Genomic DNA, 26,680 nt, shown 5'->3' with positions numbered 1-26,680 from the left:
GTAGCGCGGTGGTCCCACCTGACCCCATGCCGAACTCAGAAGTGAAACGCCGTAGCGCCGATGGTAGTGTGGGGTCTCCCCATGTGAGAGTAGGGAACTGCCAGGCATCAATCAAGTGAAGAGCCCATCCTGACGGATGGGCTTTTTGCGTTTTTATGGCTTTGAAAATTTGAAAAATACCGGATGTCGGTTTTACCGCATCCGGTCTCGAACATTACTCATGTACCAAATTGAGCAATGGATAAGGTTTTCCAAGATCATCCGTCTCTGAACGTCCCGTCACCTTAAACCCCATCTTCTTATAAAATCCGACAGCCTGCTCATTCTGTTCGTTAACATTAGTCGTTAGTGTTGGTGTCAGGGTTAGCGCATGCTCAATGAGCAATTTCCCTACCCCACAGCCGCGGACATCGGGATCGACGAACAACGCGTCCATATGTTCACCAGTAAGAAGCATAAAGGCGATAGGCTCATCTTTCTCCGTCACCGCTACCCACAGTGGTGCTTCGGGCAAAAATGATCTCACTAACTCTTCCAGCTCTACCCTATACTCCTTCGACAGGAAATTGTGCGTTGCATCGACCGAACGACACCAGATCGCAATGAGTTTTTCCCCTTCGTCATGCCGTGAACGGCGGATACTAATAACCATATATTCTCCTTTTATTCATTCTTATATTCTAACTCAAATATCTCCGTGAAATTTTTTCACCCTGTACTTGCAGGCTCGACATTCACCAGATTCCTGGGTATCTTCAGCTATCTGGATGTCTAAACGTTTATACGTATGCTATGAGGTAATAAAGTTATGCCTATTCGGGTGCAGGACGAGCTGCCGGCCGTCAATTTCTTGCGTAATGAAAACGTCTTTGTGATGACGACGACTCGCGCGACAACTCAGGAAATCCGCCCGCTGAAGGTGCTCATCCTCAATCTGATGCCGAAGAAAATCGAAACCGAGAACCAGTTTCTGCGGCTGCTTTCAAATTCTCCGCTGCAGCTTGATATCCAGCTGCTACGCATTGATGCTCGGGAGTCGCGCAATACACCGGCGGAGCACCTGAATAACTTCTATTGTAATTTTGAAGATATTTGCGATCAGAATTTTGATGGCCTGATTGTTACCGGCGCGCCCTTAGGTTTGGTTGAGTTTAATGACGTTGCCTACTGGCCGCAGATCAAGCAGGTGCTGGAGTGGGCTAAAGATCATGTTACCTCAACGCTATTTGTCTGTTGGGCGGTACAGGCCGCGCTCAATATTCTCTACGGCATCCCAAAACAGACTCGTTCCGAAAAAATTTCAGGGGTATACGAACACCATATTCTACAGCCCCATGCCTTATTAACCCGTGGTTTTGACGACTCTTTCCTTGCCCCACATTCACGCTATGCCGATTTTCCGGCTGTATTGATTCGCGACTACACGGATTTAGAGATTCTGGCGGAGACGGAAGAGGGTGATGCCTACCTCTTTGCCAGTAAAGATAAGCGCATCGCCTTCGTTACCGGGCATCCTGAATATGATGCGAATACTCTGGCCAGCGAGTTTTTCCGCGATGTGGAAGCGGGCCTCGATCCGCAGGTTCCACACAATTATTTCCCGCAAAACGATCCGCAGAATAAACCGCGAGCCACCTGGCGAAGCCATGGCAACCTGCTGTTTATCAACTGGCTCAACTATTACGTTTACCAGATCACGCCATACGATCTACGCCATATGAATCCGACGCTGGATTAATCTTCTACATAACACGATCCTAAAGCGTTTCAGCATTTTGCCTCTGGCACCTTCGGGTGCCTTTTTTATTTCCGAAATGCGGCTCATATTGTAATTAAACTTTATTTATAATGTTATCAATAGGTTAAATTATAAATTAATTAAAAATGGAAATTGTTTTTGATTTTGAAAAATAAATGCGTAGTCTTAATTGTGCTGAACGAAAACTACACAACGATCTTACGTTCGCGCCAACTGGATCAACCAAGAGGAGCAGCACATGACGCAGCAGGCGACAATTACTGATGAACTGGCTTTTAGCCAGCCCTATGGCGAGCAAGAGAAGCAAATACTTACGCCTGAGGCAGTCGAATTCCTGACCGAACTGGTGAGTCGCTTTACGCCTGAGCGCAACAAATTGCTGGCAGCGCGCATCCAGCAACAGAAGGCAATTGATAACGGCAAGCTTCCTGATTTTATTTCGGAAACAGCTTCCATTCGTAATGGTGACTGGAAAATTCGCGGCATTCCTGAAGACTTGCAGGATCGCCGGGTAGAAATTACCGGCCCGGTTGAACGTAAGATGGTCATTAACGCGCTCAATGCGAACGTGAAAGTCTTTATGGCTGATTTCGAGGACTCGCTGGCACCCGAATGGAGCAAGGTCATTGATGGGCAAATTAACCTGCGTGATGCGGTTAACGGCACTATCAGCTATACCAACGAAGCAGGAAAGATCTATCAGCTCAAGCCAGACCCGGCATTACTGATCTGTCGCGTACGTGGTCTGCATCTGCCGGAAAAACACGTGACATGGCGCAGGGAAGCGATTCCCGGCAGCCTGTTCGATTTTGCTCTCTATTTCTTCCACAATCACAAAGCCTTACTGGCAAAAGGTAGTGGGCCGTATTTCTATCTGCCGAAAACTCAGGCCTGGCAGGAAGCCGCGTGGTGGAGTGAAGTCTTTAGCTTCACTGAAGACCGCTTTGAGCTGCCGCGCGGCACCATCAAAGCCACTTTGCTGATTGAAACGCTGCCGGCCGTCTTCCAGATGGATGAGATCCTGCACGCGCTGCGTGACCATATTGTGGGTCTGAACTGCGGTCGCTGGGACTACATTTTCAGCTATATCAAGACGTTGAAAAATCACCCGGATCGCGTTTTGCCAGACCGCCAGGTCGTGACGATGGACAAACCTTTCCTCAGCGCCTACTCGCGATTGCTGATTAAAACCTGCCATAAGCGCGGTGCGTTTGCGATGGGCGGCATGGCGGCATTTATTCCGAGCAAAGATGCTGAGCGAAATAATCAGGTACTGAATAAGGTAAAAGCCGACAAATCGCTGGAAGCCAATAACGGCCACGATGGCACCTGGATCGCCCATCCGGGGCTGGCGGATACCGCGATGGCCGTCTTTAACGGTGTGCTGGGTGAGAACAAAAACCAGCTGTTTGTCACCCGCGATGACGATGCGCCAATTACCGCCGAGCAGCTGCTGGCCCCCTGCGAAGGTGAACGAACTGAAGAAGGCATGCGCGCCAATATTCGCGTGGCGGTGCAGTACATCGAAGCATGGATCTCCGGCAACGGCTGCGTGCCGATTTACGGTCTGATGGAAGATGCGGCAACGGCCGAGATCTCCCGTACCTCTATCTGGCAGTGGATCCATCACGAGAAAACCCTGAGCAACGGCAAGCCGGTGACCAAAGCGCTATTCCGCCAGTGGCTGGCTGAAGAGATGCGGGTGATTCAGGACGAACTGGGCGAGCACCGCTACAGCAGCGGACGCTTTGATGAAGCCGCCCGCCTGATGGAACAAATCACCACCTCCGATGAGCTTATTGATTTCTTAACTCTGCCAGGTTACCGCCTGCTGGCCTAATTCACCCACAATTTACCCTATGGATTTCGCGTTGCAGGAAGGCGACAAGCATGAGAATCCCCAGGAGCTTACTTAGGTAAGTGACTGGGGTGAACCTGCGCAGCCAACGAACCTGCGGCGCGAAAGATGACGGGTAAAAAATAATATGGAGCATCTGCACATGAAGACCCGTACCCAACAAATCGAAGAATTAAACAAAGAATGGACCAACCCGCGCTGGGAAGGTATTACCCGCCCGTACAGCGCCGAAGACGTGGTGAAGCTTCGTGGCTCAGTCAACCCGGAATGTACCCTGGCCCAACTGGGTGCGGCTAAGATGTGGCGCTTGCTGCACGGCGAAGCGAAAAAAGGCTACATCAACAGCTTAGGCGCGCTGACCGGTGGACAGGCGTTGCAGCAGGCGAAAGCGGGCATTGAAGCGATCTATCTTTCTGGCTGGCAGGTCGCGGCGGACGCCAACCTGGCCTCCAGCATGTACCCGGATCAATCGCTCTATCCGGCGAACTCGGTACCGGCGGTTGTTGATCGGATCAACAACACCTTCCGCCGCGCGGATCAGATCCAGTGGTCTGCTGGCATTGAGCCGAACGATCCGCGTTACACCGATTATTTCCTGCCGATCGTCGCCGATGCGGAAGCTGGGTTTGGCGGCGTGCTTAATGCCTTTGAGCTGATGAAATCGATGATTGAGGCCGGTGCAGCGGCCGTTCACTTCGAAGACCAGCTGGCATCGGTGAAGAAATGCGGCCATATGGGCGGGAAAGTGCTGGTACCGACCCAGGAAGCGATTCAGAAGCTGGTTGCTGCACGTTTGGCGGCAGACGTGATGGGCGTGCCAACGCTGGTGATTGCCCGCACTGATGCTGATGCGGCGGATTTAATTACGTCAGACTGCGACCCTTACGATCGCGAATTTATCACTGGCGACCGTACCAGCGAAGGTTTCTTCCGTACCCACGCCGGTATCGAACAGGCGATCAGTCGCGGGCTGGCCTACGCACCGTATGCTGACCTGGTGTGGTGCGAAACTTCTACCCCGGATCTCGAGCTGGCGAAACGCTTTGCCGATGCGATTCACGCCAAATATCCGGGCAAGCTGCTGGCCTACAACTGCTCGCCGTCCTTTAACTGGCAGAAAAAACTGGATGATAAAACTATCGCCAGCTTCCAGCAGCAGCTGTCGGATATGGGCTACAAGTACCAGTTCATCACCCTGGCCGGTATTCACAGCATGTGGTTCAACATGTTCGACCTGGCACACGCTTATGCGCAGGGCGAAGGTATGAAGCACTACGTTGAGAAGGTTCAGCAGCCGGAGTTTGCGGCGGCTAAAGATGGTTACACCTTTGTCTCTCATCAGCAGGAAGTCGGTACCGGCTACTTCGACAAGGTGACTACCATTATCCAGGGCGGAGCCTCGTCAGTCACGGCGTTAACCGGTTCAACAGAAGAAGATCAGTTCTGATGATTTCCTCCTCTCCCTCTCTCCGGGGGGAGAGGGATGGGTGAGGGGGAAAATATGACGCGTGGCCTGGAATTATTGATTGCTCAGACTATTTTGCAGGGTTTTGACGCCCAGTACGGGCGTTTTCTTGAAGTGACTTCCGGCGCCCAGCCGCGTTTTGAACAGGCTGACTGGCATGCCGTCCAGCAGGCAATGAAACAGCGCATTCATCTCTACGATCACCATGTCGGTCTGGTCGTCGAACAGCTGCGCTGCATTACTGATGGCAAAAATACCGATGCTGACTTTTTGCTGCGGGTGAAAGAGCACTACACCCACTTGTTGCCGGATTACCCTCGCTTCGAAATTGCGGAGAGCTTTTTCAATTCCGTCTATTGCCGGTTGTTTGACCACCGCTCGCTGACTCCCGAGCGGCTTTTTATTTTCAGCTCTCAGCCCGAGCGCCGTTTGCGCTCTATCCCGCGTCCTCTGGCAAAAGATTTCTTCCCCGAGCGCGGCTGGGATACCTTGTTACGCAAAGTATTATCTGACCTTCCTTTCCGCCTGCCATGGCAGGACAGGGGGCGCGATATCGGTTATATCACCGCTTGCTTGCAGGAAGCGCTTGGCAGCGAGCTGCTCTCCCAATCGCATCTGCAGGTGGCGAATGAACTCTTTTATCGTAATAAGGCCGCCTGGCTGGTCGGTAAGCTCGTGACGCCAATGGCGACTCTGCCCTTTCTGCTGCCAATCCATCGTACTGATGAAGGCGAACTGTTTGTCGATGCCTGTCTGACGACGCATGCCGAAGCGAGCATCGTTTTTGGCTTCGCCCGTTCCTATTTTATGGTTTACGCGCCGCTGCCCGGCGCGTTGGTTGAGTGGCTACGCGAGATTCTGCCGGGAAAAACCACCGCCGAACTGTATATGGCGATTGGCTGCCAGAAGCATGCGAAAACGGAGAGCTATCGCGAATACCTGCACTATATCTCCCGCAGCGATGAGCAATTTATCGAAGCGCCGGGGATCCGCGGAATGGTGATGCTGGTGTTTACATTGCCTGGGTTTGACCGGGTATTTAAAGTCATTAAAGACCGTTTTGCGCCGCAAAAAGAGATGACCGCCGCCCACGTGCGCGCCTGCTATCAGTTGGTTAAAGAGCACGATCGCGTGGGGAGAATGGCGGATACCCAAGAGTTTGAAAACTTTGTGCTGGAGAAACGGCAAATTGCGCCTGAACTCATGGCCCTGCTCCAAACCGAGGCCGGAGCAAAAATTACCGACCTCGGGGATCGGATCATCATCAGCCATCTCTATATCGAGCGGCGAATGGTACCGCTGAATATCTGGCTGGAGCAGGTGGACGGCCAGGCGCTGCGCGATGCGGTAGAGGAGTATGGGAACGCCATTCGCCAGCTGGCCGCCGCCAATATTTTCCCCGGCGATATGCTATTTAAAAATTTTGGCGTCACGCGCCACGGCCGGGTGGTGTTCTACGATTACGATGAAATTTGCTATATGACGGAAGTGAATTTCCGCGAAATTCCGCCGCCGCGCTATCCGGAAGATGAGTTAGCCAGTGAGCCGTGGTACAGCGTCTCGCCGGGCGATGTTTTTCCGGAGGAGTTTCGCCACTGGCTGTGCGCCGACCCGCGTATCGGGCCGCTATTTGAAGAGATGCATGCCGATCTTCTGCGCGCCGACTACTGGCGGGCGTTGCAAACGCGGATTCGAGAAGGCCACGTGGAGGACGTCTACGCCTATCGCCGCCGCCAGCGCTTTTGCGTGCGCTACGACAACCTACAGCAGGCGGGTTAAGCAAATGGCCTGGTTCAGGCCACTTCAATAACGGCGAATTCTTCGTAAACCAGCTCCATATCCGGCGCCCAGGTGCCTTCGCGCTCAAAAAACGCCTGATGCGCAGATTGCCAGTAAGCCAGGCTCAAATCACCTTCGCCTTCCAGCGCGGCCAGTTCCGCGTTCATTTCGTTAAAACGGATCAGCCGGAGCGCCAGGGTGCGTATCACGCATACGGCTTTACCTTTGCCGTCCAGCACAATGTGGTATGCCCCTGGCGTCACGGGCGGCTGCTCTTGCTGATAGCTGGCAAGCGAGCCGCAGGTGCCGCGTTTTTTGCCCGTGACGACCAGGGCCGCCAGCTCGTCGGCGAGCTCCGGTGAATCGCCGAAAGACCAGCAAAAAGCAGAAGGATATTTATCCTGCCAGTAGGATTTCAGATCGCTCATTCATCGAACCCCGCCGTACGCCAGCGTCACTTCTTTCGCCGCCTTGATCACCATGGCGCCGAACTCGGTGACGCGGTCATCGGTAATGCGCGAAATCGGCCCGGAGATTGAGATAGAAGCAAACGGCTCGCGGTGTTCATCATAAATACATGATGCCACGCAGCGCAGACCTAGCGCGTGTTCTTCGTCATCAAACGAATAGCCGCGCTTACGCGTCTGGGCCAAATCTTCTTTCAGATGCACCGGCGACACCAGCGTGGCGTGAGTATAAGCATGCAGGCCTTTACGATGCAGCAGGCTGGTCACTTGCTCTTCACTCAACTGCGACAGAAAGGCTTTTCCCGCGCCGGAAGCGTGCATCGGCAGCTTGCCGCCAATTGGCGCCGACATACGCATCAGTTGGGTACACTGTACCTGGTCGATGATAATCGCCTGATGGTCGCCCTGGTCCAGCACCGCGAGGTTTACCGTCTCGCCGGAATCTTCCATCAGTTGGCGCAGAATTGGATGGACGATAGCCAGCAGGTTGCGGCTTTGCAGGAAGCTGCTGCCGACAACAAATGCATGCGCCCCCACCGACCAGTGTCCCAGCTCGCCAACCTGGCGAACAAAGCCCAACTGCTGCATGGTGGTCAGCAGGCGGTGAGTCGTAGAGTTAGGTAAGCCGGCCTGCTGGGCCAGTTCGGTTAGCGCCACGCTGCCGTGAGATTCAGAAATCCATTCGAGCAGCTTCAGCCCACGAGTCAGGGACTGTACTTGTCCGCCAGCCGGTGCGGCTGCGGGGGCTGCAGGTTTTCTACCGCGTTTTGCGGGAACGGGGGTCGCCATTGCTGACTCCTTTTTTCTGTATCGTGGAAATGATTTTCGTTTTATTTGGCGATAATGCAATCACTACCCGACTGATCGGATGAGTGAAGCTGAACATGTCTCATCTTGCCCGCTGTTCTCTTTTCCGCCCCTTCGGTTTGTGCCAGTATGGCCTGTTAAGTTTTTTCGGTCTGGTTGAGCGTTGTCGGGAGCGAGTGTGAGCAGCAAAGTTGAGCAACTGCATCAGCAGTTAAAAGAACGTATTCTGGTTCTGGATGGGGGCATGGGCACCATGATCCAGAGCTATCGTCTGAGTGAGCAGGACTTTCGCGGCGAACGCTTTGCCGACTGGCCGTGCGATCTGAAAGGCAACAACGACCTGCTGGTTCTCAGCAAGCCGGACGTGATAACCGCTATCCACGACGCCTATTTTGCGGCCGGGGCGGATATCATTGAAACCAACACCTTTAACTCGACGACCATCGCGATGGCGGATTACCAGATGGAATCCCTGTCGGCGGAGATCAACTTTGCAGCGGCTAAACTGGCTCGCGCCAGCGCCGATGCCTGGACCGCGCGCACGCCGGAAAAGCCGCGTTACGTCGCAGGTGTTCTCGGTCCAACTAACCGCACCGCCTCAATTTCCCCGGACGTCAACGACCCGGCCTTTCGCAACATCACCTTTGACGGGCTGGTGGCGGCCTATCGCGAATCCACCAAAGCGCTGGTGGAAGGCGGGGCGGATCTGATCCTGATTGAGACGGTCTTCGATACCCTTAACGCCAAAGCGGCGATTTTTGCGGTGAAGGAAGAGTTTGAAGCGCTGGGCGTCGACCTGCCGATTATGATTTCCGGCACCATCACCGACGCCTCCGGGCGCACGCTTTCCGGCCAGACTACCGAAGCTTTTTATAACTCGCTACGCCACGCCGATGCGCTCACTTTCGGCCTCAACTGTGCGCTAGGCCCGGATGAGCTGCGCCAGTACGTGCAGGAGCTGTCGCGCATTGCCGAATGCTACGTCACCGCGCACCCGAACGCCGGTTTGCCGAACGCCTTCGGTGAGTACGATCTGGATGCTGACACCATGGCGGCGCAAATCCGTGAATGGGCAGAGGCTGGCTTCCTGAATATCGTTGGCGGCTGCTGCGGCACCACGCCGGAACATATCGCCGCCATGAGCCGCGCCGTTGAAGGGCTGACGCCGCGCCAGTTGCCGGAGCTGCCAGTAGCCTGCCGCCTCGCAGGCCTTGAGCCGCTGAACATCGGCGATGACAGCCTGTTTGTGAACGTCGGCGAACGAACCAACGTGACCGGCTCGGCGAAGTTTAAACGCCTGATTAAAGAAGAAAAATACAACGAAGCACTGGATGTGGCCCGCCAGCAGGTGGAAAGCGGCGCGCAGATTATCGATATCAACATGGATGAAGGCATGCTCGACGCCGAAGCGGCGATGACGCGTTTCCTCAACCTGATCGCCGGTGAGCCGGATATCGCCCGCGTGCCGATTATGATCGACTCCTCGAAGTGGGACGTCATCGAGAAAGGGCTGAAGTGTATTCAGGGCAAAGGCATCGTCAACTCCATCTCGATGAAAGAGGGCGTTGAGCCGTTTATCCATCATGCCAAAAAGGTGCGCCGCTACGGTGCCGCCGTGGTGGTGATGGCCTTTGATGAACAGGGCCAGGCCGACACCCGGGATCGTAAAATTGAGATTTGCCGCCGGGCGTACAAAATTCTCACCGAAGAGGTGGGCTTCCCGCCGGAAGACATCATTTTTGACCCGAATATTTTCGCCGTGGCGACCGGCATTGAAGAGCACAACAACTACGCCCAGGACTTTATCGGTGCCTGTGAAGATATCAAACGCGAGCTGCCGCATGCGCTAATTTCCGGCGGCGTCTCCAACGTCTCATTTTCGTTTCGTGGCAACGACCCGGTGCGCGAAGCGATTCACGCAGTATTCCTCTACTACGCCATCCGTAATGGCATGGACATGGGCATTGTCAACGCCGGTCAGTTGGCGATTTACGACGACCTGCCCGCCGAGCTGCGCGATGCGGTTGAAGATGTGATCCTTAACCGCCGCGATGATGGCACTGAACGTCTGCTGGATCTGGCGGAGAAATATCGTGGCAGCAAAAGCGATGACAACGCAAATACGCAACTGGCGGAATGGCGTAGCTGGGACGTTAAAAAGCGCCTCGAATACTCGCTGGTGAAAGGCATTACCGAATTTATCGAGCTGGATACCGAAGAAGCCCGTCAGCAGGCCGCGCGCCCGATTGAAGTGATTGAAGGCCCACTGATGGACGGCATGAACGTAGTCGGCGATCTGTTTGGTGAAGGGAAAATGTTCCTGCCGCAGGTGGTGAAATCCGCCCGCGTGATGAAGCAGGCAGTGGCGTATCTCGAACCGTATATCGAAGCCAGCAAAGAGAAAGGCTCCAGCAACGGCAAGATGGTCATTGCGACCGTGAAGGGTGACGTGCACGACATCGGCAAAAATATCGTTGGCGTGGTGCTGCAATGTAACAACTATGAAATCGTCGATCTTGGCGTGATGGTCCCCGCAGAGAAAATCCTTAAAACTGCCCGTGAAGTGAATGCGGATCTGATTGGCCTTTCCGGACTGATTACTCCGTCGCTGGACGAAATGGTCAACGTGGCGAAGGAGATGGAGCGTCAGGGCTTTACCATTCCGCTGCTGATCGGCGGCGCGACGACTTCGAAAGCGCATACGGCAGTGAAAATCGAGCAGAACTACAGTGGCCCGACGGTCTATGTGCAAAACGCCTCGCGCACCGTAGGCGTTGTTGCCGCGCTACTGTCTGATACTCAGCACGATGATTTTGTTGCCCGCACGCGTAAAGAGTATGAAACCGTGCGCATTCAGCACGCGCGCAAAAAGCCGCGTACGCCGCCGGTCACGCTGGAGGCTGCGCGCGATAACGATTTGGCCTTTGACTGGGAAAACTATACGCCGCCGGTGGCCCATCGTCTGGGCGTGCAGGAAGTTGAAGCCAGCATTGAAACGCTGCGTAACTATATCGACTGGACGCCGTTCTTTATGACCTGGTCGCTGGCCGGGAAATATCCGCGCATTCTGGAAGATGAAGTGGTCGGCGAAGAAGCGCAGCGACTGTTCAAAGATGCTAACGATCTGCTGGATAAACTGAGCGCTGAGAAAGCGCTTAATCCGCGCGGCGTGGTGGGGCTGTTCCCGGCAAACCGCGTCGGCGACGATGTGGAAATCTATCGCGATGAAACCCGTACCCATGTGCTGAACGTGGGGCGTCATCTGCGTCAGCAGACCGAGAAAGTCGGCTTTGCAAACTACTGTCTGGCGGATTTTGTCGCCCCGAAATTGTCAGGGAAATCGGACTACATCGGCGCGTTCGCGGTAACAGGCGGTCTTGAAGAGGACGCGCTGGCCGATGCTTACGAGGCGCAGCACGATGACTATAACAAGATTATGGTGAAGGCGATTGCCGACCGTTTGGCGGAAGCCTTTGCCGAATATCTGCATGAGCGCGTACGTAAAGTGTACTGGGGTTATGCGGCGAATGAGAACCTCAGCAACGAGGAGCTGATTCGCGAAAACTACCAGGGGATCCGCCCGGCGCCCGGTTATCCGGCCTGCCCGGAACACACCGAAAAGGCGACCATCTGGGAGCTGCTGGAAGTGGAAAAACACACCGGTATGAAGCTAACCGAATCTTTCGCTATGTGGCCAGGAGCCTCGGTCTCCGGCTGGTACTTCAGCCACCCGGACAGCAAGTATTTCGCGGTAGCGCAAATTCAGCGCGATCAGGTGGAGGACTATGCGTTGCGTAAAGGGATGAGCGTGGCGGAAGTTGAACGCTGGTTAGCGCCGAATTTGGGATATGACGCGGACTGATTCGCCAATCAGTTATCTTTCCTTACAACTAACAGGGCGCTCAATTAGCGCCCTGTCTCTTTATTGTGTTTAAACCCTTATACTGAAAGAAGGCTGTGACCTCTCGGGAAAAGTGTCTACACGCAGTCATTCGAGATGCGTCGAGGCGGCAAACCGGTGAATCTCCAGGAGCTTACTCAAGTAAGTGACTGGAGTGAGCTGGTGCAGCCAACAAAGAGGCAGCTTGAAGGATAAAGTGTATAAATATAAGGAGAAGCTGATTCCGTGTTAACTCTGCTACACCTGCTTTCTGCCGTCGCCCTGCTGGTGTGGGGCACCCATATTGTTCGCACCGGCGTGATGCGCGTCTACGGTGCACGCCTGCGAAGCGTTCTGAGCAGCAGCGTGGAGAAAAAGCCGCTCGCCTTCTGCGCGGGGATCGGCGTCACCGCGCTGGTCCAGAGCAGCAACGCCACCACCATGCTGGTGACCTCATTTGTCTCTCAGGATCTGGTAGCGCTGGCCCCCGCGCTGGTAATGGTGCTGGGGGCGGACGTCGGTACCGCGCTGATGGCAAGGGTGCTGACCTTCGACCTGTCATGGCTTTCGCCGCTGCTGATTTTTATCGGCGTGATTTTTTTCCTTGGGCGCAAGCAAACGCGCGCAGGCCAGCTCGGACGCGTGGGGATTGGCCTGGGGCTGATTCTTCTCGCGCTGGAGCTGATCGTACAGGCGGTGCATCCCATCACCCAGGCCAACGGCGTGCAGGTGATTTTCGCCTCGTTGACCGGCGATATTATGCTGGATGCGCTGATTGGCGCGGTATTCGCGATCATCAGCTATTCAAGCCTGGCCGCGGTGTTGCTGACCGCCACGTTAACCTCGACCGGCGTGATTTCATTTCCGGTCGCACTGTGCCTGGTGATTGGCGCTAACCTTGGCTCCGGGCTGCTGGCGATGCTCAATAACAGCGGGGCGAATGCCGCCGCGCGCCGCGTTGCGCTTGGCAGCCTGCTGTTCAAGCTGGTGGGCAGCCTGATTATCCTGCCGTTTGTTCATGTCCTGGCGGAGGTGATGCATAAGCTGCCGCTGGCGGAAGCTGAGCTGGTTATCTACTTCCACGTCTTCTACAACCTGATCCGCTGTATCGCCATGGTGCCGTTCGCGGAGCCGATGGCCCGCCTCTGTAAGCGTTTGATTCGCGACGAGCCGGAGCTCGACGCGCACCTGAAGCCGAAGCATCTGGATACCTCGGCGCTGGATACCCCCGCGTTGGCGCTGGCCAATGCTGCTCGTGAAACGCTACGTATTGGCGATGCGATGGAGCAGATGCTGGAGGGTTTGCGCAAGATCATGCACGGTGAGTCTCGTGAGGAGAAAGAGCTTCGGCGGATGGCGGATGACATCAACGTGCTTTATACCGCGATTAAGCTCTATCTGGCGCGCATGCCGAAAGAGGAGCTGGCGGAAGAGGAATCCCGTCGCTGGGCGGAGATCATCGAAATGGCGCTTAACCTGGAGCAAGCTTCGGACATTGTCGAGAGAATGGGCAGCGAGATCGCCGATAAATCTCTGGCTGCGCGCCGCGCTTTCTCCATGGAGGGGCTGAAGGAGCTGGATGGGCTGTACGATCAGTTACTGAGTAATCTACAGCTGGCGATGTCGGTCTTTTTCTCCGGTGACGTGCCGAGCGCCCGTCGTCTGCGGCGTAGTAAGCATCGTTTTCGCATTTTAAACCGCCGCTATTCGCATGCCCACGTTGACCGCCTGCATCAGCAAAACGTGCAAAGTATTGAAACCAGTACGCTGCATCTGGCGCTACTGGGCGATATGAAGCGTCTGAACTCGCTGTTCTGCTCGGTGGCCTATAGCGTGATGGAGCAGCCGGATGAGGACGATGAGCGGGATGATTATTAACCGGTGATGTCGCAAAAATCCCCGGTGGCGCTGCGCTGACCGGGCTACAGGTTCACAGCAGTCTGCGGTTTGGTCACCCGGACAAGGCGCGTCAAGCGCCGCCTCCGGGAAATTCCCCGGGTCGCGGCAGACGCCTTACCCGGGGCTACAGGCCCGTGCGGTCTGGGGTTGGGTAGCCCGGACAGGTGCGCAGCACCGCCTCCGGGAAAGTGAGATCAAGGGATCAGAAACGATGCCCTGCGTTTAGAGTTACTGCCTCTTCTCCCGCCCTGAACACCAGCGTCGGGTTCGGGCCGCCGAGGGTCGCGTGGCCCTGTGTCACCTGAATCCAGTTGCCTTCCGGCAAGCCGATAATTGTCAATTCCGGCGCAACCACCAGCAGCTCGCGAATGCGCTGTTCACGGGTTTCGCCTTGATGGCCTTCCGGCAGAGCGTTGGTGAAATGCGGGTTAATTTGTAGCGGGAACAGCCCCAGCGCATCAAAGCCCTGAGGGTCGACAATCGGCATATCGTTAGTGGTGCGGATGGTCGGGCAGGCAAGGTTAGCCCCCGCGCTCCAGCCGACGTACAGCGCGCCGCGCTTCACTACGTCCACTATCGGTGCCAGCAGGCCGCGTTCGCGGCACTCTTTCAGCAACTGGAAGGTATTGCCGCCGCCGACGATAACTATCTCTGCGTTTTCAATCGCCGAAACCGGGTCAGCCACGCTGTGAATTCCGGTAACCGCCACGTCCATTGGGCCAAAGACGGCGGCGGTTTTTGCAGTGTAGTCATCCCAGTTTTGCGTCACCCCGGCGAAAGGAATAAACACCGCTGAGCGACGGCCATTTAGCTGCCCGGCAATCGTCGGTAGCGCATGTTCCAGCCAGGCTTTGCCCGGCAGCGTTGAGTTACTCAATAACAGCAGTTCCATCATTTCTCCATTCAGCCAGATAATTCGTCGGTTGTGGATGTTAGCATAGCTTATCATTCTGCTGGCTGACGTGGCTCACGCTAGAATGAGCTTAACGCGGGAGGTAAGCCGCCATAAACACCTCGACGGCGCGCGCCGTGACCTGCCGCACTTCTTCATCATCAACGCTCTCTTGCTGGCGGAATAAGAACCGGTCCATTAGCTCCGCTTGCAGCAATGCGCTCAGGTGCAACGCCGTAATGCGCGGATCGGCGCGGCGCAGCAAACCATTCTCCATCGCGAGAGATAAAAAGTCGGCGATCAGCTGCTGAACGCGCAGGATGCCGCGCTGATAGATAAGATCGCCCAACTTGTTGTTACCGGAACCGGCAATCGCCAGCCGCTGGTTGGATTGCACATCCGGAGAGTAGATAAAGTGCAAAAAGCGTTGACCAAACTGATTCAGCGCCAGCGTAATGTCGCCGCGCTCCAGCATTGATGGCTCCACCAGCTTGAGCACCGCGGAGAATTCTTCTTCGCACAGGCGCGACATCACCTCAAAAAACAGCTCATCTTTCGAAGCGAAATGGTTATACAGCGTGGCCTTCGAGCCGCCGACGCGGGCGCAAATCTCGGCCATTGAAGCGCCTTCATAACCCAGTTCGCGAAATACCTGCGTGGCTTCATCAAGGATGCTTTGTCGTTTTGCTTCGGTTCTGGTGATTTTCATAATTGGCGACCGGCTGAGAAAAGAAAGGGCTGTTCAATTTTATCACGACTCTGATACACTCCAAAACTGTACCGTACAGTACAGTTCAATATCAGGATAGACATAATTATGGATCAGGATGCCTTACCTTCATTTTTTACGCGCTCGGCCTGCTGCAGAACGCTGATGCCGCTGGCAGCCGCGCTGTGGCTGGTCGGCTGCGCGCAGCTACCGGATGCACCGCCGAAGGCGGAACTTAAGTCTGTTGAAAGCTACGGGGCCAGCACGCTGCCGCTCAATGCTGAAGTCGTCTGGCCGACGCAGCAGTGGTGGCGCAGCTACGGCGACAGCCAGCTCAATACCCTCATTGATGAGGCGCTGGCCAATTCCCCCGATATGACGATTGCCGCCGCGCGTTTGCGCAGCGCCGAGGCCAGAGGCCAGCAGGCGCGATCGACACTGCTGCCGCAGCTCAGCGCGTCGGCGACGGCCAGCCAGCAGCGTCAGTCCTACAACTATTTACTGCCGCGGGAAATGTCGCCCATTGGCTGGAAAGAGTACGGCCAGGCGACGCTCGACCTTTCGTGGGATCTGGATTTCTGGGGCAAAAACCGCGCCTCGCTGGCGGCGGCGACTTCGGTGATTGAGGCGACCCGCGCGGAGCAGTATCAGGCGCAACTGGAGCTGTCCGCAGCGGTCGCGATGGCGTATGCCAATCTGGCGCAATATTACGCCGAACGCGACAGCGTCGCGGAGGTGGTGGAGGCGCGGCGTAAAACAGCTGAGCTGTTTGATAAACGCTATCACAACGGTATGGAAACCCGCTCGGCCCTGCATATTGCCCAGTCGCGGCTGGCCGCCGCGCAGGGCGAACTGCAGGTGCTTGATGAGCGCATCCAGCTTACGCGCTATCAGCTTGCAGAATTGCTGGGGGCCGGGCCGGATCGCGGACTGGCCATCAAGCGGCCGCAAATTAATTTGCACAACGTACGCGGACTGCCGGAACAGCTCCCCGTCAACCTGCTGGGCCGTCGCCCGGATATCGTCGCCGCCCGTCTGATGGCGCAGGCGCAGGACAGCGAAGTCAGCGCCCGCAAAGCGGCGTTTTACCCCAACATCAACCTGTCGGCGTTTGTCGGCTTCCAGGCGCTGGGGCTGGATAACCTCATCGAATCAGGATCGAAATTCGGCAATGCCGGACCGGCTATCTGGCTGCCTATCTTCAGCGGGGGTCGCCTGCGCGGCGAGCTGCGCGGCGCGATGGCCGAGTACGATATCGCCGCCGCCCGCTACAACGCTACCGTCACCCATGCGTTGCAGGAGGTGGCGAGCGCGGGGCTGAGTCAGAAAGCCCTGACGGCGCAAATTGCCAGCGCGCAGACGGCGGCAACCGAGGCCAGCGAGGCCTGGCGGGTGGTGAGTAAACGCTATGAAGGAGGTCTGGCGACGTACATCGACGTGTTGTACGCCCAGGACTCGGTACTGGAATGTCAGCGCCGGCTTGCCGTGGTGCAGTCGCGCGCCTTCTCTGTTGATGTCGCGCTACAGCGCGCGCTGGGTGGCGGCTACCAGCAGCCGCAGGATGAAGAAGCAAAAGGATCTGATGATGTCTAAAACCCCAAACGTAAGCCAACAACGACGTAAAAAGCAACTAGCGATGTTGGCAGGCCTGGTTATCGTCGCCGGGGTGCTATCCGGCGGATACTGGTTTTTTCATGGTTCGCATTTTGTCGCTACCGATAACGCCTATGCGGCGGTGGAAATCACTCAGGTGACGCCGTCGATTAGCGGGACGGTCAGCGAGGTACTGGCCAAAGATACGCAGGTGGTGAAAAAGGGCGATCTGCTGGTGCGTATCGATCCTACCGACGCCCGGCTGGCGAAGGCCCAGGCGGACGCGGAGCTGGAAAACACCATCCGGCGGGTGAAGGGCTACTTCACCACCGACAGCAACCTCCATTCGCAGATTCAGGCCCGTGAAGCGGATGAACTGCGGGCGGCGGCGCAGCTGGCGGTCGCGCAGGCAGATTTTTCCCGCGCCAGTATCGATCTGAAGCGGCGCAAGGCGCTGGTGGCCGACGGCGCGGTATCCGGCGATGAGCTGACGCAGGCGCAGAACGCCTGGGATAGCGCCAAAGCCCGGCTGGCGGCGGAGCAGGCGGCGGCCAGCCAGGCGAAAGCTAACCGAGCGTCGGCCCTTAGCGCGCGGGAAACCAACGCCGTGCGCATCCGCGACACCTCGGTGGAAAACCATCCTGAAGTGGCGCTGGCCCGCGCACGCCGCGATCAGGCCGCCGTCGATCTGGCGCGTACTGAAATTCGTGCGCCGGTCGAAGGCATTATTGCTAAACGTCAGGTTGAACCGGGGCAGCGCGTGCAGGCGGGGATGCCGCTGATGACCGTCGTGCCGGTCCATGAGATGTACGTCAACGCCAACTATAAAGAGGTGCAGCTAACCAACGTTCGCGTCGGCCAGCCGGTGGAGCTGCATGCCGATCTGTACGGCAGCTCCGTGACCTATCACGGCGTGGTGGAAGGCTTCTCCGGCGGCTCCGGCTCAGCGTTTTCCGCCATTCCGGCGCAGAACGCCACCGGCAACTGGATCAAGGTTGTTCAGCGCCTGCCGGTACGTATCAAGCTTGACCCGATCGAGCTGGATAAACATCCGCTGAAGGTGGGGCTGTCAATGCACGCTGAAATCGACACCCGTGGGCGCTGATGGGGGATGGTATGAATCAGTCTGTTGCAGAGCCGCAAATCCAGCCGCTGACCGGCGCTGCGCTGTGGCTCGCCGCGATTATCCTCGCGACCGCCAACTTTATCGCCGTGCTGAATATGACCATCGCCAACGTGGCGGTGCCGCATATCGCCGGTGCCCTGGGGGCCGCCAGCAGTCAGGGCACCTGGGTGATCACCGCCTATGCCGTAGGGGAGGCGATCACCGTGCCGCTGACCGGCTGGCTGGCGTCGCGCTTTGGCTCGGTGCGGGTGTTTATCGCCTCGATGGTGCTGTTTGGCGTCTTTTCTATTATTTGCGGTATTTCCGGTTCGATCGGCATTCTGGTGGTGGCGAGGGTCTTCCAGGGGCTGAGCGGCGGGCCGCTGATGCCGCTGTCGCAGACGCTGCTGATGCGCATCTTCCCGCGCGAGAAAGTCTCTGCCGCGATTGGCCTGTGGTCGATGACGACGATGGTCGCACCGGTGGTCGGGCCGATCCTCGGCGGCTATCTGTGCGATGATTTCAGCTGGTCGTGGGTCTTCTTCCTTAACGCGCCGATTGCCGGGATCAGCGCCTTCTTTGCCTGGAATCTGCTGAAACGCTATACCGATAAGTTGTCGCGCAGCGGTATTGACGTGATCGGACTGGTTCTGCTGGTGGTATGGGTAGGCGCGCTGCAACTGATGCTGGATGAAGGGAAAAACCTCGACTGGTTCTCGTCAAATACCATTATCACCCTCTGTGTTGTAGCGGTGGTGGGGTTTATCGCCTTTCTTATCTGGGAGTGGCACGAGGAGACGCCGGTGGTGGACCTGCGGGTTTTCCGCCATCGCGGCTTTTCGGTCAGCGTGCTGACCATCAGTCTGGCGTTCGCTGCCTTCTTTGGCGTTAACGTACTGACGCCGCTGTGGCTGCAAAACTTTATGGGCTACACCGCAACGCAAGCGGGGTTCGCCACCGCATGGACCGGGGTCAGTTCTTTCCTCGTTGCGCCGCTGGTGGCGATGGCTGCCGGTCGTTTCGACCCGCGCAAGCTGGTGTTCTGGGGCGTGCTGTGGATGGGCGTGGTTTCATTTTGGCGCGCCATCGCCAACACCGATATGGCGTTCTGGGATGTCTCCCTTCCGCTGCTGGTGCTCGGGTTCGCGCTGCCGTTCTTCTTTATCCCAACCACCACTCTGGCGCTGGCCAGCGTCGAGGAACGGGAGATGGACTCCGCCGCCGGGCTGATGAACTTCCTCCGTACCCTCTCAGGCGCGTTTGCTACTTCGCTGGTGACCACCGTCTGGGATAACCGTATCACCTATAACCACGCTGAACTGGTGGGGATTGTGGACAGCGACGGCAGCGTGCGCGAGATGCTGACCCACAGCGGGATGCCGGTGGATGCGGTGAATCAGGCGATTGACGGTTTGATTGTCGGCCAGAGCTCGATGCTGGCGACCAACCAGATGATGATCGGTATCGGCATCGCGTTTGTGATCGCCGCCAGCGTTATCTGGCTGGCGCCGCGCCCTTCACGCGTGGTGGAGGCCGGCGCGGGCGGGCACTAAGTCTTACCTTTACGCTAAACCCCCCCGGCGCAGCGAGGCTGTTTGCGTCGGGGGTTTAAATATCAAACCCCTTCTGTTTTAACTCTTTTCTGATAATTCGCTTAATCCAGGCGGCTAACGATTCGTCTCCATCCAAACGTTGTGCCTCTTCCATTGCCTTTCTCAGTTCCGGGTCCAGGCGAAACTGAAACGGTGGGTTTCCTCTTCTTTCATTCATGTGTGTTGACACCTAAATTACACTGGGGTAGTGTGAGCATGTGTGATGACACATTACTATCACATGCTAAAAATGACAACGCCCCGAAAGTGCAGCAACACGATCGGGGCGTCTGACCACCACATTATACGAGGTAATGCTATGGCTGCTGCTAATCGTACCACTAACGCCTGCCCCGAGTCTTTCTCCACGATCCCCGAGGCTAATCTGCTCCATTTCCCGCTTGTCGACGCGATCCATCATCTCGATTTTAGTCCGTTAACTCCTGAAGAAAATCTGGCGCTCTCTTTTGGCTGCGAGGAGTGTCTGGCGGGGTTGTGCCATACGCTGCATTTTCTGGGTGACAGCCTTGTCACGATGGCTAACGAAGATCCGGTGCCTTTTTCCGCCGAAAGCGTATGTCAGTTAGGGCATAGCCTGGCCTGCATCAGCCAGTTGATTCCTGCGCTGGCGCTGCTGGAAGCGAAGGCAGATCGGCAAGTTTTTGCCAGCGACTCTCTGAATTAATCTGGAAAGCGCCTCGCAGACCAGTGATGTGGGGCGTGTTACATCTCAGGAAATACGATAAGTTTGAGAGGAAGAAATGTTATCTGGAGAGCCTGGTATGCAAAAAGATACGCGAGAAGAAGGGGCACCAGCGGATGAAGCGTCCGGGTGGCAATGGGAAAATCAGCGTTCGATTGATGCCATTAACCAGTGGGTGGCTGAAAATGGCTCATTTAGCGATTTTCAGCGATCATTTTAACTATGTCTTCCCGGTGGCGCTGCGCTGACCGGGCTACACAGGTCCATGCGGTCTGAGGTTTGGTAGCCCGGACAGGCGCGTCGAGCGCCGCCTCCGGGACATTCCGCGGATAGTTTACTGAGCGTTAACCCTCACCCAGCCCTCTCCCTTAAAAAGGGAGAGGGAGCACATTGTGCCTGAGTCTGGGTGGCGACTTACCCTCTGGCAAACGCCGAGGCTTCGGCGACCAGCGCATCGTCAGGGCGTACGCCGGTGTAGAGCGCAAACTGCTCCACGGCCTGTAAGGCAATGACTTCCGCGCCGCTGATCACCTGCTTATCCAGCCGCTGTGCTAGCTTGATAAGCGGGGTTTCTGGCGGCAGGGCGACCACATCAAACACCACGCTGGCCTGTTCCACCATCGTCTGGCTGAAGGCCAGGGTTTCGCTTTCCGCGCCGCCCGCCATACCGAGCGGGGTGACGTTAACCAGAATATCCACCGGCAGCCCCTCCGGCTTTGGCTGCCATTGAAAGCCATACTGCTTCGCCAGCGCCAGACCATTATCACGGTTACGGGCGGCGATAATCACGTCGTGGAAACCGGCATCGCGAAAGGCGGCGATCACCGCTTTGCCCATCCCGCCGCTGCCCTGGATCATCACTTTGGCGGAGGAATCGAGTTGGTTACTGTCAATCAGGCTTTTCACCGCGATGTAGTCCGTGTTCAGCCCGGTCAGTTTACCGTCGTCGTTGACAATGGTATTAACCGAGTCGATCACCTTCGCCGAAGGGTCGATAGCGTCGAGAAACGGCATGCAGCTCTCTTTAAACGGCATCGATACCGCGCAGCCGCGAATACCTAACGCGCGCACGCCTTTGACCGCCGCTTCAATATCCTTGGTCGTAAAGGCTTTATAGATGTAGTTCAGTCCCAGCTTTTCATACAGATAGTTATGAAATCGGGTGCCGAAGTTGCCCGGACGCCCTGCCAGGGACATACACAGCAGCGTGTCGCGATTAATCATGAGTAATATCCTCCGCGTGGGCCAGCAGGTACTCTTCCGCCTCTTTTGACCAGATGCCGTGGTTGTGCTCCATAATCGCCGCCAGCTCCGGGTCGCTAATTTCGCCAAGCGGCGTGAGCGGGATATTTTTCCCGGTGTAGACCAGCTTTTTACCGCCGCCAACTGCCGGTAAATCCAGAGTAGTATCGCCCGCCGCGTTAAGTCCCAGAATATGGGTCACTACTTTGGCGGTCTGAACCTTTTTCGCCTGCATCAGCGCTACGGCGGCGCGCATATCGTCGGTATTACCGCCGGAGGTGCCCACATAGTGGGTGAAAGCGTAATGCACATCGTAAAAGTTGATCGGTGCGCTGAACTGTTTATCCTGCGGACCGGCAAAGAAGTTCAGGCAGCCGTCAGCAGCCAGCAGCGATGAAGCCATGGTGATGAGCTGTTCATTCGGGACGAAAACGAAAATATCGTCAAAACCGTGACCGCCGGTGAGCGCCATCAGCGTTTCGCGGCTGGCATCATTGCCATCAAGATAGTGAATCAGCGTTTGCGGCTCGGATGGATAGTGCTGACGCGCATAGCTGAGCTTTGGCTTATTGGTGTCGGTAACCACCAGCAGCGACGGGTTGATCGGGCCATGCAGCGCGTAATCGATAGCCAGCAGCCCCATCGGGCCAGTGCCGCCGAGGATCAGCGTGCGTCCCTGCGGGCGAATGCCCATCGTGTGATTGTAGGTCCCTTCCTGCAGATGATAGTTAGCGTTGAACGCGCCAATCACGCAGGAGAGCGGTTCCACCAGCGAGCCTTCAAACCAGGTATCGCCTTCCCATGAGAGCAGGCAATCCTGCTCCATCACCTCGTTGGGGATCACCACGTGGGTTGCTTCGCCGCCGATCCAGGGGAATGAATAGCCGGGGCAGTCCGGGCGGTCCGGCAGCTGCAGGTTGGCCTGAATCACATAGCGCTGACCGGCGTGAAACTTGTGCTGCCACTTTTTACCGACGGCGATAATTTCACCGCAGAACTCATGGCCGATGATGATCGGGTTGGTCGCCACATCGTCCGGCACTTTTTTATGGTCCTCGCCCTGATTCGCCTCTTTCCAGGAGGAGAGACACAGACTGTCGGTGACCACGCGGGCGAGGATTTCATCATCCTGCATCGCCGGGAGTTCGAAGGTTTCCAGGCGCAGGTCGCGTTTGCCGTATAAGCGCAGGGCTGTTGTTGTTTGCATGTTTACCACCTCATCCCCTTCATCTTTCGCATTACGGCTGTGTTGGCTTCCTTCACGCACCCTGGTCACGTAGTGGATCTACGCTCCCAGGGATACGTTCAGTTGCCGCCTTGCCGTACTACGAAATCTTTTGGGGCTAACTTGTTGAAGTAGCCCCGGCATCGCCGGAGCGGAATAATCAGGACAGGAAGCCCAGCGCGTTACCGATAATCCCCAAACCAAACAGGGCGAAAATCAGCCATACCGGGTTCACTTTTTTATTAAGCAGACGCACCATCAGCAGCGTCAGGCCAAGGGCCAGCAGGCCGGGGCAGAGCTGATCGAGGATGTTCTGCACGGTCATGGTGACGGTCGAGCCATCGGCGCCCGGCGTTTGCGAAACCACCAGCGGCACGTTGATGGTGGTCCACTTGGTGACCAGCACGCCCATTACAAACAGGCCCAGAATGGAGGCCCCTTCGGTCAGTTTTTGCAGCAGGTTGCCGCCCATATCGCTGACGATATTGACCCCTTTGCGAAAGCCCAACTGCAGTCCGTACCATTTCATGGCCAGACGTACTGCGTTGAAAATAAAGAAGAACAGCAGCGGGCCAAGAATATTGCCGGAGAGCGCCAACGATGCGCCGAGGGCAGCGGTAATCGGCCGCAATGTCCCCCATACCAGCGGGTCGCCAACCCCGGCCAGCGGGCCCATCAGGCCGACTTTGATACCGTTGATTGCGCCGTCGTCGATAGCCGCGCCATTAGCCCGCGCTTCCTCCATCGCCACCGTTACGCCAATGACCGGGCCGCAGACCGCCGGGGTAGTGTTAAAGAACACCAGATGGCGTTTCAGCGCGGCAACCTGATCCTCTTTCAGCGGATAGAGACGCTTAATCGCCGGGATCATGTCGTAGCAAAAGCCAAGCCCATGAATTCGTTCGAAGTTGAATGACGCCTGCTGCAGGTTGGATCGCAGAAACATGCTCACCAGGTCGCCTTGGGTAATTTTTCTCTGTTCCATGTTGGGCTCCATCAGTCGTCAAGCTGGTCAAGGGCGGTGGAAGAGGTGGCTGTGGCCTGTGGTTCAGGCTTACGCCACTGCGGGTTCAACTGGATATAAATCAGCGCGATGATGACCCCCACGCCGCCGAAGGCCAGCAGGCTGAAGTCGAGATAGCCGCCCGCGAGGAAGCCGAGGAAGAAGAAGGGCATCAGATACTTCACGCCCATCATGCGCAGCACCATGGCGTAGCCGACTACGACGATAAAACCGCCAGCGATTTGCAGACCGCGAGTGACGAATTCCGGGATGGCGTTAAGCATATTGCTGACCATATCGGCGCTAACGAACAGCGAGACCACCAGCGCGGGGATAGCGACGCGCAGCGCCTGGACGCCCAGCGCCGAGACGTGCAGCAAATCGATGGTCCCAAAGCGCGCCTCTTCTGCTGCTTTATCCGCCGCATGCTGGAACACCACGGTAATGGTACGGGCGAACACGGTGAGCACCTGGCCCGCGGCGGCGACCGGTAACGCGATAGCTATCCCGGTGGCGATGCTTTGATGGCCGACAATCACCAGGATGGCCGAGATAATACTGGCCAGCGCCGAGTCCGGAGACTGCGCTGCACCGACGTTCATCCAGCCCAGCGCAATGAGCTCCAGGGTGCCGCCGAGCATAATCCCGGTTTTTAAATCCCCGAGAATTAAGCCAATGACGGTACAAGCGATTAATGGGCGGTGGGTCTGGAATTCATCCAGCACGCTGCCCATCCCGGCAATACAGGAAAAAATAAATATGGCTATTATTTGTAGGGTACTAATTTCCATAATTATGACCTTTAAGATGAGTGTAACCCTGCCTGTTACGGCATTTACACGATGTCCTTCAGGCTGCCTCTTTGTTGGCTACATTCTCTCGCTCCAGTCACATAGTTATCTATGCTCCTGGTGACTCGCTCATTTGCCGCCGCGATGCATCCAGAATGACAGTGTGTAATAAAACAGGCGCGATTTATTATTCTGTAACGGACTGCTCTGCTATTTTGTCGAGAATATTAACCGATGGATCGGAGGCCACGACGCGTAAATCGAGTTTAACGCCCAGCTTATCCAGTTGCTGGAAGGCGTTAATATCCGCTTCGTCTAATGACACCGCTTTGGTTAATTGTTTTTTACCCGGTCGCCAGGCCATGCCGCCAATATTCAGCGTCGCTATTTTCACGCCCTGCTGCACCATGGTTAATACGTCCTGCGGGTTAGTGAATAAATAAAAAACCGTTTCGTCTTTATATTGCGGGTTGTGATATACGGCGACGGCTTTTTCGAGATTCACTACGTTAACCTTCATGCCCGGAGGTGCGGCCTGACGCAGTAACGTACGGCGAACTTCGTCGTTATAAACATCGTCATTACAGATAATAATTCGCTGGGCGTTGGCCACTTTTGACCACACGGTGGTGACCTGACCATGAATTAAACGGTCATCAATACGGGCGAGCGTAATGTTCATCAGAAATCCTCCTCAACGGTTTCCGGCTGCCGCCAGGTGACACAGCACTGGCTGGCGATGGCTTCCAGGTGTTGGCACAGTTCGTCAGCGTTCATCGTTTGCTGGTTATCCACCAGTTCCAGAGCCAACGGTAGCGACAAGCCGCTGATGACCCGAAGCTGCGGGTTGCTCATCGCCAGCCCGGCGGCGGCGTTCCACGGGCTGCCGCACTGTAAATCGACGGCAATAAGCCATTGCTCATCACTGTGAGTGCTTACTAACTTTTCAATCTTTGTGGCGATATCCCCCGCGTTCTCGCCGGGGATAAATTCCACGGCGTTGACGTTGACATCGCCGTAGACCATGCGTACCGAGTCGAGCATGGCGCAGGCCAGCTGGCCGTGGGCACAGAAGATGACATTAACCATTTTTCCTCCTTAGCCGCGCGTTTTTCCGCCCGCGATGTTAGTGGTTACTCCGGTGATATAGCTGGCGCGTTCTGAGAGCAGATAGCAAACAAAATCAGCGACTTCAGAGAGGCGACCTGAGCGACCAATCGGAATGGAGTTCTTGGTGTAGCCTTCGCGTAGCTGTTCAACGGTGATGCTGCGGGTCCAGGCCAGCGCTTCTTCGTATTCCGGCGTACGCAGTCCTGTTTTTTCCAGAATGCCGGGCGCAACGCCTACAACGCGGATGCCGTGTTTGCCCAGTTCTTTCGACCAGGAGCGGGTAAAGCTATTCAGCGCGGCTTTGGTTGCGGCATAGCAGCTCTGGCCTTCGGAGCCTTCCAGCCCGCTTTCGGAGGAGACGTTAACGATCACGCCGTCGCGCTGTTTGACCATCTGGCGAGCCACTGCTTGCGACATCAGGAACACGCCTTTCTGGTTGATATTTACCATTTTTTCGAATGCGGCTTCATTTAATTCATAACGACCGGCCGGCGCTTTCTCATCGACAAGTAAACGAGGGAAGTTAACGCCCGCATTATTTACCAAACCATCAATACGGCCAAAATGTTGAATAATACTGTCGACGGTCTTATTCACTTCGCTGGCACTGGAAATATCAGTTGGCCAGAAAGTATAATTTTCACCGTCCTGATGTTTATCACCGCCGTGAATATCGCTCATCTGCACATTGGCGCCCTGGGCTAATAACTCATCGACAATGGCCAGACCAATTCCTGATGCGCCGCCGGTAACAATAATAATTTTGTCTTTTAAATTTAACCACGTTTTCATTATCGACTC

General features: G+C 56.2%; 22 protein-coding genes, 1 rRNA gene and 1 pseudogene. 12 read left to right on the top strand and 12 right to left on the bottom strand.

Annotated elements, in window-relative coordinates; translation table 11 throughout:
* Window positions 1-106, top strand: a 5S ribosomal RNA gene (rrf, locus tag FN082_RS10275); the annotation flags it as partial.
* Between the two features lie 108 nt (window positions 107-214).
* Here the strand turns inward: rrf and FN082_RS10270 are convergent.
* Complete coding sequence (locus FN082_RS10270; protein ID WP_142981535.1) at window positions 215-652, bottom strand: acetyltransferase; 438 nt, start codon at window positions 650-652, stop codon at window positions 215-217.
* Between the two features lie 156 nt (window positions 653-808).
* Between FN082_RS10270 and metA the strand changes: the two genes are divergently transcribed.
* From metA to aceK, 4 genes are all read left to right on the top strand, one after another.
* Window positions 809-1,738 carry a homoserine O-acetyltransferase MetA gene (metA, locus tag FN082_RS10265; protein ID WP_139540778.1) on the top strand — a complete coding sequence of 310 codons (930 nt, stop codon included), beginning with the start codon at window positions 809-811 and terminating at the stop codon, window positions 1,736-1,738.
* 259 nt (window positions 1,739-1,997) lie between these two features.
* Complete coding sequence (aceB, locus tag FN082_RS10260) at window positions 1,998-3,599, top strand: malate synthase A (protein WP_142981534.1); 1,602 nt, start codon at window positions 1,998-2,000, stop codon at window positions 3,597-3,599.
* A 160-nt stretch (window positions 3,600-3,759) separates the two neighbouring features.
* Entirely contained in the window at window positions 3,760-5,064 is a 1,305-nt protein-coding gene (gene aceA / locus FN082_RS10255; RefSeq protein WP_139540780.1) for an isocitrate lyase, read from the top strand.
* Between the two features lie 54 nt (window positions 5,065-5,118).
* The gene (aceK, locus tag FN082_RS10250; protein WP_139540781.1) at window positions 5,119-6,861 is read left to right on the top strand and encodes a bifunctional isocitrate dehydrogenase kinase/phosphatase; all 1,743 of its coding nucleotides are present in this window, start codon (window positions 5,119-5,121) and stop codon (window positions 6,859-6,861) included.
* 14 nt (window positions 6,862-6,875) lie between these two features.
* Here the strand turns inward: aceK and FN082_RS10245 are convergent, their stop codons facing one another.
* Complete coding sequence (locus FN082_RS10245; protein ID WP_142462603.1) at window positions 6,876-7,280, bottom strand: ASCH domain-containing protein; 405 nt, start codon at window positions 7,278-7,280, stop codon at window positions 6,876-6,878.
* A 9-nt stretch (window positions 7,281-7,289) separates the two neighbouring features.
* Window positions 7,290-8,117, bottom strand: coding sequence for a glyoxylate bypass operon transcriptional repressor IclR (gene iclR, locus FN082_RS10240; RefSeq protein WP_139540782.1), 828 nt, complete (start codon window positions 8,115-8,117; stop codon window positions 7,290-7,292).
* A 196-nt stretch (window positions 8,118-8,313) separates the two neighbouring features.
* Between iclR and metH the strand changes: the two genes are divergently transcribed.
* A complete protein-coding gene (gene metH / locus FN082_RS10235) occupies window positions 8,314-11,997 on the top strand; it encodes a methionine synthase (RefSeq protein ID WP_142981533.1) in 3,684 nt (1,227 codons plus the stop codon).
* Between the two features lie 264 nt (window positions 11,998-12,261).
* Entirely contained in the window at window positions 12,262-13,893 is a 1,632-nt protein-coding gene (locus FN082_RS10230; RefSeq protein ID WP_142981532.1) for a Na/Pi cotransporter family protein, read from the top strand.
* 223 nt (window positions 13,894-14,116) lie between these two features.
* Here the strand turns inward: FN082_RS10230 and pepE are convergent, their stop codons facing one another.
* Together pepE and FN082_RS10220 are read right to left on the bottom strand one after the other, a co-directional pair.
* Entirely contained in the window at window positions 14,117-14,806 is a 690-nt protein-coding gene (gene pepE / locus FN082_RS10225; RefSeq protein ID WP_142981537.1) for a dipeptidase PepE, read from the bottom strand.
* A 91-nt stretch (window positions 14,807-14,897) separates the two neighbouring features.
* Window positions 14,898-15,515: a TetR/AcrR family transcriptional regulator gene (locus FN082_RS10220; RefSeq protein WP_142462591.1), complete on the bottom strand. Its 618-nt coding sequence runs from the start codon at window positions 15,513-15,515 to the stop codon at window positions 14,898-14,900.
* A 108-nt stretch (window positions 15,516-15,623) separates the two neighbouring features.
* Here FN082_RS10220 and FN082_RS10215 point away from each other — a divergent pair, with 108 nt between their 5' ends.
* The 5 genes and pseudogenes from FN082_RS10215 to FN082_RS10190 all read left to right on the top strand — a co-directional run.
* Window positions 15,624-17,108, top strand: a complete 1,485-nt coding sequence (locus tag FN082_RS10215) for an efflux transporter outer membrane subunit (protein WP_208436570.1) — start codon at window positions 15,624-15,626, stop codon at window positions 17,106-17,108.
* Window positions 17,098-18,213 (top strand): HlyD family secretion protein, encoded by a 1,116-nt coding sequence (locus FN082_RS10210; RefSeq protein WP_142981531.1) that lies wholly within the window; start codon window positions 17,098-17,100, stop codon window positions 18,211-18,213. Before FN082_RS10215 ends, FN082_RS10210 begins: the two co-directional genes overlap by 11 nt.
* A gap of 11 nt (window positions 18,214-18,224) precedes the next feature.
* A complete protein-coding gene (locus tag FN082_RS10205) occupies window positions 18,225-19,766 on the top strand; it encodes a DHA2 family efflux MFS transporter permease subunit (RefSeq protein WP_142981530.1) in 1,542 nt (513 codons plus the stop codon).
* A 358-nt stretch (window positions 19,767-20,124) separates the two neighbouring features.
* Complete coding sequence (locus tag FN082_RS10195) at window positions 20,125-20,490, top strand: hypothetical protein (RefSeq protein WP_142462588.1); 366 nt, start codon at window positions 20,125-20,127, stop codon at window positions 20,488-20,490.
* 142 nt (window positions 20,491-20,632) lie between these two features.
* A pseudogene (locus FN082_RS10190) lies at window positions 20,633-20,728 on the top strand (type II toxin-antitoxin system CcdA family antitoxin); the annotation flags it as partial.
* A 194-nt stretch (window positions 20,729-20,922) separates the two neighbouring features.
* Here FN082_RS10190 and FN082_RS10185 read toward each other — a convergent pair.
* The 7 genes from FN082_RS10185 to FN082_RS10155 all read right to left on the bottom strand — a co-directional run bounded on the left by FN082_RS10185 (window position 20,923) and on the right by FN082_RS10155 (window position 26,671).
* On the bottom strand, window positions 20,923-21,732 hold the full coding sequence (locus tag FN082_RS10185) for a shikimate 5-dehydrogenase (protein ID WP_142981529.1): 810 nt from the start codon (window positions 21,730-21,732) through the stop codon (window positions 20,923-20,925).
* Entirely contained in the window at window positions 21,725-22,957 is a 1,233-nt protein-coding gene (gene sorE, locus FN082_RS10180; protein WP_142981528.1) for an L-sorbose 1-phosphate reductase, read from the bottom strand. Before sorE ends, FN082_RS10185 begins: the two co-directional genes overlap by 8 nt.
* Window positions 22,958-23,135: 178 nt before the next feature.
* On the bottom strand, window positions 23,136-23,960 hold the full coding sequence (locus FN082_RS10175; protein ID WP_105889496.1) for a PTS system mannose/fructose/sorbose family transporter subunit IID: 825 nt from the start codon (window positions 23,958-23,960) through the stop codon (window positions 23,136-23,138).
* A gap of 11 nt (window positions 23,961-23,971) precedes the next feature.
* Window positions 23,972-24,769 carry a PTS mannose/fructose/sorbose transporter subunit IIC gene (locus FN082_RS10170; RefSeq protein WP_142514418.1) on the bottom strand — a complete coding sequence of 266 codons (798 nt, stop codon included), beginning with the start codon at window positions 24,767-24,769 and terminating at the stop codon, window positions 23,972-23,974.
* 187 nt (window positions 24,770-24,956) lie between these two features.
* On the bottom strand, window positions 24,957-25,451 hold the full coding sequence (locus FN082_RS10165) for a mannose/fructose/sorbose PTS transporter subunit IIB (protein WP_112215913.1): 495 nt from the start codon (window positions 25,449-25,451) through the stop codon (window positions 24,957-24,959).
* Complete coding sequence (locus FN082_RS10160) at window positions 25,451-25,858, bottom strand: mannose/fructose/sorbose PTS transporter subunit IIA (RefSeq protein WP_139540797.1); 408 nt, start codon at window positions 25,856-25,858, stop codon at window positions 25,451-25,453. The genes FN082_RS10165 and FN082_RS10160 overlap by 1 nt, the downstream gene beginning before the upstream one ends.
* A gap of 9 nt (window positions 25,859-25,867) precedes the next feature.
* Window positions 25,868-26,671 carry an SDR family oxidoreductase gene (locus FN082_RS10155; protein WP_142981527.1) on the bottom strand — a complete coding sequence of 268 codons (804 nt, stop codon included), beginning with the start codon at window positions 26,669-26,671 and terminating at the stop codon, window positions 25,868-25,870.
* Window positions 26,672-26,680 lie beyond the last annotated feature (9 nt).

This window comes from Klebsiella spallanzanii (assembly GCF_902158555.1).
Taxonomy (GTDB): Bacteria; Pseudomonadota; Gammaproteobacteria; order Enterobacterales; family Enterobacteriaceae; genus Klebsiella; species Klebsiella spallanzanii.
This window is presented reverse-complemented; position numbering and strand designations above follow the sequence as displayed.

What these genes read in the sequence shown, in the direction of transcription:
- pepE (WP_142981537.1), bottom strand. Translation starts at nt 14,806, where the DNA reads ATGGAACTGCTGTTATTGAGTAACTCAACGCTGCCGGGCAAAGCCTGG.
- FN082_RS10220 (WP_142462591.1), bottom strand. Translation starts at nt 15,515, where the DNA reads ATGAAAATCACCAGAACCGAAGCAAAACGACAAAGCATCCTTGATGAA.
- FN082_RS10155 (WP_142981527.1), bottom strand. Translation starts at nt 26,671, where the DNA reads ATGAAAACGTGGTTAAATTTAAAAGACAAAATTATTATTGTTACCGGC.
- FN082_RS10215 (WP_208436570.1), top strand. Translation starts at nt 15,624, where the DNA reads ATGGATCAGGATGCCTTACCTTCATTTTTTACGCGCTCGGCCTGCTGC.
- FN082_RS10195 (WP_142462588.1), top strand. Translation starts at nt 20,125, where the DNA reads ATGGCTGCTGCTAATCGTACCACTAACGCCTGCCCCGAGTCTTTCTCC.
- FN082_RS10165 (WP_112215913.1), bottom strand. Translation starts at nt 25,451, where the DNA reads ATGAACATTACGCTCGCCCGTATTGATGACCGTTTAATTCATGGTCAG.
- sorE (WP_142981528.1), bottom strand. Translation starts at nt 22,957, where the DNA reads ATGCAAACAACAACAGCCCTGCGCTTATACGGCAAACGCGACCTGCGC.
- FN082_RS10205 (WP_142981530.1), top strand. Translation starts at nt 18,225, where the DNA reads ATGAATCAGTCTGTTGCAGAGCCGCAAATCCAGCCGCTGACCGGCGCT.
- FN082_RS10170 (WP_142514418.1), bottom strand. Translation starts at nt 24,769, where the DNA reads ATGGAAATTAGTACCCTACAAATAATAGCCATATTTATTTTTTCCTGT.
- FN082_RS10210 (WP_142981531.1), top strand. Translation starts at nt 17,098, where the DNA reads ATGATGTCTAAAACCCCAAACGTAAGCCAACAACGACGTAAAAAGCAA.
- FN082_RS10270 (WP_142981535.1), bottom strand. Translation starts at nt 652, where the DNA reads ATGGTTATTAGTATCCGCCGTTCACGGCATGACGAAGGGGAAAAACTC.
- FN082_RS10160 (WP_139540797.1), bottom strand. Translation starts at nt 25,858, where the DNA reads ATGGTTAATGTCATCTTCTGTGCCCACGGCCAGCTGGCCTGCGCCATG.
- FN082_RS10185 (WP_142981529.1), bottom strand. Translation starts at nt 21,732, where the DNA reads ATGATTAATCGCGACACGCTGCTGTGTATGTCCCTGGCAGGGCGTCCG.
- iclR (WP_139540782.1), bottom strand. Translation starts at nt 8,117, where the DNA reads ATGGCGACCCCCGTTCCCGCAAAACGCGGTAGAAAACCTGCAGCCCCC.
- aceB (WP_142981534.1), top strand. Translation starts at nt 1,998, where the DNA reads ATGACGCAGCAGGCGACAATTACTGATGAACTGGCTTTTAGCCAGCCC.
- metA (WP_139540778.1), top strand. Translation starts at nt 809, where the DNA reads ATGCCTATTCGGGTGCAGGACGAGCTGCCGGCCGTCAATTTCTTGCGT.
- aceA (WP_139540780.1), top strand. Translation starts at nt 3,760, where the DNA reads ATGAAGACCCGTACCCAACAAATCGAAGAATTAAACAAAGAATGGACC.
- FN082_RS10175 (WP_105889496.1), bottom strand. Translation starts at nt 23,960, where the DNA reads ATGGAACAGAGAAAAATTACCCAAGGCGACCTGGTGAGCATGTTTCTG.
- aceK (WP_139540781.1), top strand. Translation starts at nt 5,119, where the DNA reads ATGACGCGTGGCCTGGAATTATTGATTGCTCAGACTATTTTGCAGGGT.